7 protein-coding genes and 1 pseudogene are annotated in these 9,343 nt (G+C 68.2%); 3 read left to right on the top strand and 5 right to left on the bottom strand.

Annotated elements, in window-relative coordinates; genetic code table 11:
* Positions 1-34: 34 nt before the first annotated feature.
* Entirely contained in the window at positions 35-724 is a 690-nt protein-coding gene (locus DK254_RS31210) for a TetR family transcriptional regulator (protein ID WP_109936932.1), read from the bottom strand.
* Between the two features lie 78 nt (positions 725-802).
* Between DK254_RS31210 and DK254_RS31205 the strand changes: the two are divergent.
* Positions 803-2,387 (top strand): annotated as a pseudogene (locus tag DK254_RS31205) (flavin-containing monooxygenase).
* Positions 2,384-3,268, top strand: a complete 885-nt coding sequence (locus DK254_RS31200; protein WP_109936930.1) for an SDR family oxidoreductase — start codon at positions 2,384-2,386, stop codon at positions 3,266-3,268. The pseudogene DK254_RS31205 and the gene DK254_RS31200 overlap by 4 nt, the downstream one beginning before the upstream one ends.
* A gap of 410 nt (positions 3,269-3,678) precedes the next feature.
* Here the strand turns inward: DK254_RS31200 and DK254_RS31195 are convergent, their stop codons facing one another.
* From DK254_RS31195 to dnaX, 4 genes are all read right to left on the bottom strand, one after another.
* The gene (locus tag DK254_RS31195) at positions 3,679-4,827 is read right to left on the bottom strand and encodes an acyl-CoA dehydrogenase family protein (RefSeq protein ID WP_109936929.1); all 1,149 of its coding nucleotides are present in this window, start codon (positions 4,825-4,827) and stop codon (positions 3,679-3,681) included.
* 105 nt (positions 4,828-4,932) lie between these two features.
* Complete coding sequence (gene recR / locus DK254_RS31190; RefSeq protein WP_109936928.1) at positions 4,933-5,529, bottom strand: recombination mediator RecR; 597 nt, start codon at positions 5,527-5,529, stop codon at positions 4,933-4,935.
* 270 nt (positions 5,530-5,799) lie between these two features.
* Positions 5,800-6,126, bottom strand: a complete 327-nt coding sequence (locus DK254_RS31185; protein ID WP_009619439.1) for a YbaB/EbfC family nucleoid-associated protein — start codon at positions 6,124-6,126, stop codon at positions 5,800-5,802.
* A gap of 42 nt (positions 6,127-6,168) precedes the next feature.
* Positions 6,169-8,313 carry a DNA polymerase III subunit gamma/tau gene (gene dnaX, locus DK254_RS31180; protein WP_109936927.1) on the bottom strand — a complete coding sequence of 715 codons (2,145 nt, stop codon included), beginning with the start codon at positions 8,311-8,313 and terminating at the stop codon, positions 6,169-6,171.
* A gap of 152 nt (positions 8,314-8,465) precedes the next feature.
* On the opposite strand from dnaX, the gene DK254_RS31175 reads away from it, so the two are divergent.
* Entirely contained in the window at positions 8,466-9,188 is a 723-nt protein-coding gene (locus DK254_RS31175; RefSeq protein ID WP_109936926.1) for an ABC transporter substrate-binding protein, read from the top strand.
* Positions 9,189-9,343: the final 155 nt, after the last annotated feature.

The following is a 9,343-nucleotide window of genomic DNA, read 5'->3' as shown; positions in this document are numbered from 1 at the left end:
CGCTCCTACGAAGAGCAGCTCGGCGCGGGCGGCTCTACACCCCCAACGCCTGCAACACCGCCGCCCCGGTGAACAACAGAAGCACCTGCCGCTCCGCCAGCGCGCAGACCACGCCCCGCCGCCCCGCCGGCAGTTCCAGGTAGTCCAGCGACAGCTGGAACAGCTGCCGGCTGATCAGCCTCGACAGCTGCGCCACCTCCTGCGCCGGCACCTCCGGCAGCAGGTGGAACAGGGCGATGTCCTCGGCCATGTCGGCGCCGAAGTCGTCCATCACCTGGCCCAGGGCCTCGCGCAGGACCGCCGAGGGGCCGTGCAGTTCGCGCACGCCGATGATGAAGGCCTCGGGGTGGCGTTCGACGAAGTCGAAGAACAGCCTCACCGTCTCCTCGCACACCCGCTGGCCGCGGGCGAAGTCCAGGCCCAGCGGGGTGGCCGCCGCGCCGCCCGCCGCCGGGGCGCGCTCGGCGGCTTCGCGGCGCAGTTCGCGCAGCGGCTGGCGCAGCTCGGTGGCGATGTCGCGGATGATCGCAAGGCCGAGGTCGTCGACGTCGGCGAAGTGGCGGTAGAAGGTGTTGGGGTTCAGCCCGGCCTCGCGGGCCAGTTCGCGCAGGCCGATGCTGCTCAGGCTGCGCCGGCTGGAGGCCAAGCGCAGCGCCGCCTCCATCAGCAGGCGCTTGCCCGGCGCATCCTGGCGTTGTGTTACCGCATCCGTTTCCAGACTCATCCTTGCCCCACCTCGCCCACCCTAAAGATTGGTTGCCCGCGAAGTATACAGATGTCTACATTGGCAGCACGTAGACAGTTGTATACGCCTGCACACAAGCATAACAGGAGCCAGGTAAATGGGAACTCAACCTAAGACTGCCGCGGTCAGACACTGCAAGGTAGCCATCATCGGCACCGGCTTTTCCGGCCTGGGCATGGCCATCCGCCTGAGCCAGGAGGGCGAGGACGACTTCCTGCTGTTCGAGAAGGACGCCGGCGTCGGCGGCACCTGGCGGGTCAACAACTACCCCGGCTGCGCCTGCGACGTGCAGTCCCACGTCTACTCCTTCTCCTTCGAGCCGAACCCGGAATGGACGCGCATGTTCGCCCGCCAGCCGGAAATCCGCGCCTACCTGGAGAACTGCTGGAAGAAGTACCGCCTGGAAGGCCGCACCCTGCTCGACACCGAGATCCAGCGCCTGGAATGGGACGAGGCGCGCGACCTCTGGCACCTGCACGACGCCGCCGGCAACCACTACACCGCCCAGGCGGTGGTCTCCGGCATGGGCGCCCTGTCGATCCCCTCGACCCCCGACCTCAAGGGCCTGGACAGCTTCAAGGGCCACGCCTTCCACTCGCAGCACTGGGACCACGACTACGACCTGACGGGCAAGCGCGTGGCGGTGATCGGCACCGGCGCCTCGGCCATCCAGTTCGTTCCGGAAATCCAGCCGCTGGTGGCCAAGCTGGACCTCTACCAGCGCACCGCGCCCTGGATCCTGCCCAAGCCCGACCGCGCCATCAGCGACAAGGAGCGCGCGCGCTTCAAGCACTTCCCGCTGGTGCAGAAGCTCTGGCGCGGCGCCCTGTACAGCATGCTCGAAGGCCGCGTGCTGGGCTTCACCTTCGCGCCCTGGGCGATGAAGATGATCGGCAAGCTGGCGGTGCGCTACATCCACCAGCAGGTCAAGGACCCGGAGCTGCGCCGCAAGCTCACCCCCGACTACACCATCGGCTGCAAGCGCATCCTGATGTCGCCGAACTACTACCCGGCGCTGGCCGCGCCCAACGCCTCGGTGATCACCGACGGCATCCGCGAGGTCCGCGAGCACAGCATCGTCACCGCCGACGGCCAGGAGCGCGAGGTGGACGCGATCATCTTCGGCACCGGCTTCACCGCCAACGACCCCATCCCCCGCGGCACCGTGTTCGGCCGTGGCGGCGTGGACCTGCTGGACACCTGGCCGCAAGGCCCGGAGGCCTACAAGGGCACCGTCACCCGCGGCTTCCCCAACCTGTTCTTCCTGATGGGCCCGAACACCGGCCTGGGCCACAACTCCATGGTCTACATGATCGAATCGCAGATCGCCTACGTGCTCGGCGCGCTGAAGCTGATGAAGCGCCGCGAGCTGCTCAGCCTGGAGGTCAAGGAAGACGAGCAGAAGCGCTGGAACCTCAAGCTGCAGCGCGGGCTCAACCATAGCGTGTGGAACACCGGCGGCTGCAAGAGCTGGTACCTGCACCCGGTGAGCGGGCGCAACTGCACCCTGTGGCCGGGCTTCACCTGGCGCTTCCGCCTGCTCACCCGCAGTTTCGACGCCGCCGCCTATCATCTGAAGGCCAGGCCGTTCGAGGAAACCGCAGTCATCCAGCAACCCCGCGCCGAGGAGGTCCCGGCATGAAGTCCTTCGAGAACAAAGTCGCCGCCATCACCGGCGCCGGTTCCGGCATCGGCCGCGCCCTGGCCGGCGAGCTGGCCTCGCGCGGCTGCCACCTGGCGCTGGCCGACGTCAACGCCAGTGGCCTTGAGGAAACCCGCCAGGGCCTGGCCTCCTACGGCGTGCGCATCTCCACCGAGGTGGTCAACGTCGCCGAGCGCGAGCAGGTACACGCCTGGGCCGACAAGGTGGTGGCCGAGCACGGCAAGGTCAACCTGGTGTTCAACAACGCCGGGGTGGCCCACGCCGGCACGGTGGAGGGCAGCGAGTACGAAGAGTACGAGTGGATCACCAACATCAACTTCTGGGGCGTGGTGTACGGCACCAAGGCCTTCCTGCCGCACATCAAGGCGTCCGGCGAGGGCCACGTCGTCAACGTCTCCAGCGTCTTCGGGCTGTTCTCGCAGCCGGGCATGAGCGCCTACAACGCCACCAAGTTCGCCGTGCGCGGCTTCACCGAGTCGCTGCGCCAGGAACTGGACATGGAAGGCGGCGCGGTCTCGGCCAGTTGCGTGCACCCCGGCGGCATCCGCACCAACATCGCCAAGACTGCGCGGATGAACGACAGCCTGGCCAAGGTCACCGGGCAGAACGCCAACGCCGCGCGCCAGCAGTTCAACGACCAGTTGCTGCGCACCACCCCGGAAAAGGCCGCCCAGGTGATCATCCGCGGCGTGGAGCGCGACGCCCGGCGCATCCTCATCGGCACGGATGCACATGCCATTGATGTGATGCTGCGGTTGTTGCCGGTGTGGTACCAGAAGGTGGTTACCGTCAGCATGCGCCTGGCCGCGCGCTTCGCGCCCAAGCCCAAGGCCCGGCCGGAGGGTTACGAGGCCAAGTAGGGCCCGGGGTCGATGAAAGAAGAAGCCCGCTCCCTGGAGCGGGTTTTCTGTTTGATGGGTATCGCTTCGCTCAACGCCATCCTACGGGGCCTTGCTCTTCGTAGGAGCGAGCTTGCTCGCGAACAATGGCGTTTCCCGGCGGCTACGGTGTTTGGGGTTGACTCCGCGCCCTCTCCCCAGCCCTCTCCCTGAAGGGAGAGGGGGCTTGTCCGTGCCGAGAGAAGGAATGGTTTCAGCTGGAAACCTGCGGTGTTGCCGGCTAACGCCAGAACATCCGTTTCTGCCCAACGGTCCCCTCTCCCTTCAGGGAGAGGGTTAGGGAGAGGGAACGAGGTCCGGCTATGCACCAGCGCAGCCAGGTAACTCCACTGGTTCGCGAGCAAGCTCGCTCCTACAGACAGCCCTCTCCCTCACAACCCCATCTGCTTGGCGATGATCTCGTTCATGATCTCCCGCGTGCCGCCGCCGATGGAGAGGATGCGGTTGTCGCGGTACAGCCGCTCCACCAGGCTCTCGCGCATGTAGCCCATGCCGCCGAGCAACTGCACGGCGTCGTAGACCACGCGGTCGGCGACGTCGGTGGCGAAGTTCTTGGCCATGGAGATTTCCTTCACCACGCTCTGCCCGGCGGCCATCTTCGCCGCCTGGCGGTAGGTGAACTCGCGGGACACCTCGACCTGGGTGGCCATCTCCGCCAGGCGGTGCTTGAGCACCTGGAACTTGCCGATGGGCTTGCCGAAGGCTTCGCGCTCGGCGCTCCATTTCAGGGCTTCCTCCAGCGCCAGCTGGGCGGTCATGTTGGCCATGGTGGCCAGGGCCAGGCGCTCGCTCTGGAAGTTGGCCATGATGCAGGCGAAGCCCATGTTCTCCATGCCGATCAGGTTCTGCACCGGCACCCTGCAGTCGTCGAAGAACAGCTCGGCGGTGTCCGAGGCCCACCAACCCATCTTCTTCAGCTTGCGGCCCACCGTGAAGCCGGGGGTGCCCTTCTCCACCAGCAGCAGGCTGATGCCGCCGTAGCCCTCGCCGCCGGTGCGCACCGCCACCGTGTAGTAGTCGGCGCGCACGCCGCTGGTGATGAAGGTCTTGCTGCCGGTCACGCGGTAGTGGTCGCCGTCTCGCACGGCGCGAGTCTTCAGGCTGGCCACGTCGGAGCCGCCGGAGGGCTCGGTGACCGCCAGGGCCATGATCTTTTCGCCGGCCAGCACCTGCGGTACGATGCGCTCGCGCAGCTCCGGGCGGCCCCACTTGAGCAGCGGCGGCAGGCCGATGTCCAGCGAGCCCAGGCCGGCCACCAGGCCGCCGGAGCCGCTGCGCATCAGTTCCTCGCTGGCCGCCAGCTTGGCGAACAGGTCGCCCTCGTGGCTGCCGCCGTAGGCTTCCGGGTAGCCGATGCCGAGGATGCCGGCCTCGCCGGCCTTGCGGTAGAGCTCGCGGGGGAACTCCTCGGCTTCTTCCCAATCGGCGATGTGCGGGAGGATTTCCCGCTCGACGAAGCGCCGCACCGAGTCGCGGACCAGGCGGTGGCTATCGTCGAAGTAATCGGTGAATGCGGACATGGCGAGCCTCCAGGCGGGTTGCCTGAAAACTTACCTAGCGCTTGCTTGGTTTACAAGGCGAGGCTTTTGCCATCGCCTGGGCCGTTTCGGCCCGATGCGCCGCGACTAGACGATCGGCCGGCGCCCGGCCAGGGCGTGGGCCAGGGTGCCGCCGTCCACCAGTTCCAGCTCGCCGCCCAGGGGTACGCCATGGGCGATGCGGCTCAGGACCAGGCCGCTGCCGGCCAGCAGCTGGGCGATGTAGTGGGCGGTGGCCTCGCCTTCCACCGTGGGGTTGGTGGCGAGGATGACTTCGCTGAAGCTGCCGGCCTTGATCCGCGCTTCCAGCTCGGGAATGCCGATGGCCTCCGGGCCCAGGCCGTCCAGTGGCGACAGGTGGCCCTTGAGCACGAAGAAGCGCCCGCGGTAGCCGGTCTGCTCCACCGCGAACACGTCCAGCGGGCCTTCCACCACGCACAGCAGCGAGTCGTCGCGGCGCGGGTCGGCGCACTGCGGGCACAGCTCTTCCTCGCTCAGCGTGCGGCACTGCTTGCAATGCCCCACCCCTTCCATGGCCTGGGTCAGCGCCTGGGCCAGGCGCAGGCCGCCCGCGCGGTCACGCTCCAGCAGCTGCAGCGCCATGCGCTGGGCGCTCTTCTGCCCCACCCCAGGGAGAATGCGCAGGGCGTCGATGAGTTGGCGGATCAGCGGGCTGAAGCTCATGGGGGAACCGGTCTCGGGATTCGGGAAGGTATGGACGTGGTAGAGGAATTATCTTGCCGGCTGCGCCGAAGTGCCTTTCGCAGGATGGGTCGAGTCTACGAAACCCATGCGGTCATGGTGATGGGTATCGCTTCGCTCCACCCATCCTACGGGGCGCTCCGTCTACCGGAAAGTGTAGGAGCGAGCTTGCTCGCGAACCTTCAACGCGCCGAAACAGCGGGAAGAGCGTTCGCGAGCAAGCTCGCTTCTACGGGTGCAGCGTAAGACAAATCAGAAGGGCATCTTGAAGCCGGGGGGCAGCTGCATGCCGGCGGTCATGCCCGCCATCTTCTCCTGGTTGTTCTGCTCGATCTTGCGCACGGCGTCGTTCACCGCGGCGGCGATCAGGTCCTCGAGGATTTCCTTGTCTTCCTGCATCAGACTGTCGTCCAGGCTGACGCGCTTGACGTCGTGGCGGCCAGTCATCACCACGCTCACCAGGCCGGCGCCGGACTGGCCGGTGACTTCGGCGTTGGCCAGCTCTTCCTGCATCTTCTGCATCTTTTCCTGCATCTGCTGGGCCTGCTTCATCAGGCCGGCCATGCCACCTTTCATCATCTCGATCACCTCGGTCGTTCAGGGTTGGTTGGGCGCAGGCAGTCAGGCCTTCGCCGCCAGGGGTTCGATGGTACCGGCGCGGACCACCGCGCCGAACTGCTGCCGCATCTGCAGCACGTACGGGTCTGCCCCGATGGAGGCCTCGGCCTCGCGCTGGCGCTCGGCGCGCTTGCGCGCCGCGGCCTGGGCCGGGGTTTCCTGCTCGGGCTTCTGGATGGTCACTTCCAGCTTCAGGGGACGCCCGTGGTACTGGTTCAGCGCCTCGTTCAGGCGGCGCTGCTGGGTGGCGTTGTACAACGCGCTCTGCCCCGGGTCCAGGTGCAGGTGCCAGACGTCGTCTTCCACCGCGACCAGGGTGCAGTTGGCGCCGATGCTCGCGGTCAGGCCGCCCAGGCCCAGGCGCGGGAACAGGTCCAGCCACTCGGCGGCCAGGCCCGTGGCCGGCAGGGCTGCCGGCTCCGGTTCCGGCTCGGGCTGGGCCTCGGCCTGCCGCTCGTCGCCAGCGTCCAGGTAGCTGAACGCATCCATGTCGACTTCATAGTAGTCGTCGGCCGGCGGCGGCTCTTCGTCGCGGTCGTCGTCCTCGCTGTCGGCCATGGCGATGGGCGCCGGCTCCGGAAGCGCAGCGGGCGCGGGCGCCGGCTGGGGTTCGGGCTCGACCTGCGGCTGTGCGACGGCGGCCGGCGCGGCGGGTTCTTCCCAGGGCAGGTCGACGGCGGGGGCCGGTGCCTCCACGGCGGCCTGCGGTTCGACCGCGGGTACCTCGGGCGCGGTCTCGACCGGGGCCTGCGGAGCGGGCTCGACGGGTGCGGCCTCGACAACGGGGACGACGGGCGCCGGCGCGGGTTCGGGCACAGGCTCGGCCTCCACCACCGGAGCCGGAGCCGGAGCCGGAGCCGGAGCCGGAGCCGCCACAGGCTGCGGCGCGGGCGCGGCCGGCGCAACGGCGGCGGGCACGGTGGAAACCACCGGCACGCTCGCCACGCTGGCAACGGCTGCCGGCGCCGCGACGGCGGCGCCGGCCACTGGGTTGCGGTTGGAATCAGCCGTGGCCTTGCCGATCCCCAGGTCCTTTAGCGGTGACCTCGGTGGGGCGCCGCCGTCCGCCGGACGGAAGGCCAGCATGCGCAGCAGCACCATCTCGAAGCCGCTGCGCGGGTCCGGCGCCAGGGGCAGGTCGCGACGGCCGATCAGGCCCATCTGGTAGTAGAACTGCACGTCCTCGCCGGGCAGCGCCTGGGCCAGGGCCAGCACCTTGTCGCGGTCGCCCTGGCCGTTGTCGACGGCGTCCGGCAGCACCTGGGCGATGGCCACGCGGTGCAGCACGTTGAGGATCTCGGCCAGCACCCCGCCCCAGTCCGGGCCCTGTTCGGCCAGGTGGCGCACGGCGTCCAGCAGGGCCCGCGCGTCGCCTTCGAGCAGCGCATGGAGCACACCGTAGACCTGGCCGTGGTCGAGGGTGCCGAGCATGGCGCGCACGTCGGCGGCCAGCACCTTGCCCTCGCCGAAGGCGATGGCCTGGTCGGTCAGGCTCATGGCGTCGCGCATGGAGCCGTCGGCGGCGCGGCCCAGCAACCACAGGGCGTCTTCCTCGAAGGGCACGTTCTCGGCGCCGAGCACGTGGGTCAGGTGCTCCACCACGCGCTCGGGCGGCATGTTCTTCAGGCTGAACTGCAGGCAGCGCGAGAGGATGGTCACCGGCAGCTTCTGCGGGTCGGTGGTGGCCAGCAGGAACTTGACGTGGGGCGGCGGCTCTTCCAGCGTCTTCAACAGGGCGTTGAAGCTGTGGCTGGAAAGCATGTGCACTTCGTCGATCAGGTAGACCTTGTAGCGCCCGCGGCTCGGCGCGTACTGCACGTTGTCCAGCAGTTCGCGAGTGTCCTCGACCTTGGTGCGACTGGCGGCGTCCACTTCGATGAGGTCGACGAAGCGGCCTTCGTCGATCTCCCGGCACACCGAGCACTGGCCGCAGGGGGTGGAGCTGATGCCGGTCTCGCAGTTCAGGCACTTGGCGAGGATGCGCGCGATGGTGGTCTTGCCCACGCCGCGGGTACCGGTGAACAGGTACGCGTGGTGCAGGCGCTGGTTGTCCAGCGCGTTGATCAGGGCCTTGAGGACGTGGGCCTGGCCGACCATTTCGCGGAACGAACGCGGACGCCATTTGCGGGCAAGAACCTGATAACTCATTGAAATCCATCGCGGCTGGTAGGCGGAAGTGGGCTAATCCTAGCGAAGAGGACCGGAAATTGCACCCGATGCAAGGGCCTGCAACCTGACAGGCTTGGCAAGCCCCCCCCGAAACAGGCATTGTGTCCTGCTTCCGCACGTCCGGAGCCCGAATGCGCGCACTCGTCCCCGCCCTCCTACTCATCGCCGGCTTGGCCCAGGCCGATCCCCGGCAGCTGAGTTTCTCGGTGGTCGAGGGCTGGGCCATGCCGCTGGCGCGGGTCGAGGACGGCCAGCTGACCGGCGGTATCCTCTTCGAGCTGTTCACCAGTACCGCGCGCAAGGTCGGCATGGCCCCGTCCTTCCACGTGCTGCCGCGGGCCCGGGTGGAACAGGCCCTGCACAACCACAGCATCGACGTGCGCTGCTACATCTCCCCCGCCTGGCTCAGCGAGGAGTTCCGCGACTACCGCTGGAGCGTGCCGCTGATGATCCAGCGCGACCTGCTGGTGGCCCGGGAGCGGGCCCCGGTGGACGTCGCCAGCCTGGCCGGGCAGAGCATCGGCACCGTCCTCGGCTACGCCTACCCCTACCTGCAGCTGTCGTTCGCCAGCGGGCGCCTGCACCGCGACGATGCACGCAACCAGGAGCTGGTGCTGAAGAAGCTGGAGGCCGGGCGCTACGACTATGCGGTGTCCAGCGAGGTCGCGCTGAACTGGTTCAACCTCGCGCGGCCGGCCGAGCACCGCCTCTACCCGGCCGCCCAGCTCGACCAGGCGGAACTGGGCTGCATGGTCCTCGACGACCCGCACCTGCCGACCCAGGCGGTGCTCGACGCCCTGGCCGAGCTCAAGGCCTCCGGGGAAATCGCGCGCATCCTCGATCACTATCGCTGACGGCCGCGCCAAGGCCAGCCATGGCGTTGGCGATGAGAAAGGTGAAACGGCGTACAACCGCGAACGGTTATTCGCCCTACGTCATGGTCGAGCCTGGCGTAGGGCGAATAACGCTCCGCGTTATCCGCCGTTTGGCCTGGGTCGAATCCCGCGCC

The organism is Pseudomonas sp. RW407, assembly GCF_003176655.1.
Taxonomy (GTDB): Bacteria; Pseudomonadota; Gammaproteobacteria; order Pseudomonadales; family Pseudomonadaceae; genus Pseudomonas; species Pseudomonas delhiensis.
This window is presented reverse-complemented; position numbering and strand designations above follow the sequence as displayed.

Coding starts and splice junctions, on each gene's coding strand:
- DK254_RS31210 (WP_109936932.1), bottom strand. CDS start 724: ATGAGTCTGGAAACGGATGCGGTAACACAACGCCAGGATGCGCCGGGC.
- DK254_RS31185 (WP_009619439.1), bottom strand. CDS start 6,126: ATGATGAAAGGTGGCATGGCCGGCCTGATGAAGCAGGCCCAGCAGATG.
- recR (WP_109936928.1), bottom strand. CDS start 5,529: ATGAGCTTCAGCCCGCTGATCCGCCAACTCATCGACGCCCTGCGCATT.
- DK254_RS31175 (WP_109936926.1), top strand. CDS start 8,466: ATGCGCGCACTCGTCCCCGCCCTCCTACTCATCGCCGGCTTGGCCCAG.
- DK254_RS31200 (WP_109936930.1), top strand. CDS start 2,384: ATGAAGTCCTTCGAGAACAAAGTCGCCGCCATCACCGGCGCCGGTTCC.
- DK254_RS31195 (WP_109936929.1), bottom strand. CDS start 4,827: ATGTCCGCATTCACCGATTACTTCGACGATAGCCACCGCCTGGTCCGC.
- dnaX (WP_109936927.1), bottom strand. CDS start 8,313: ATGAGTTATCAGGTTCTTGCCCGCAAATGGCGTCCGCGTTCGTTCCGC.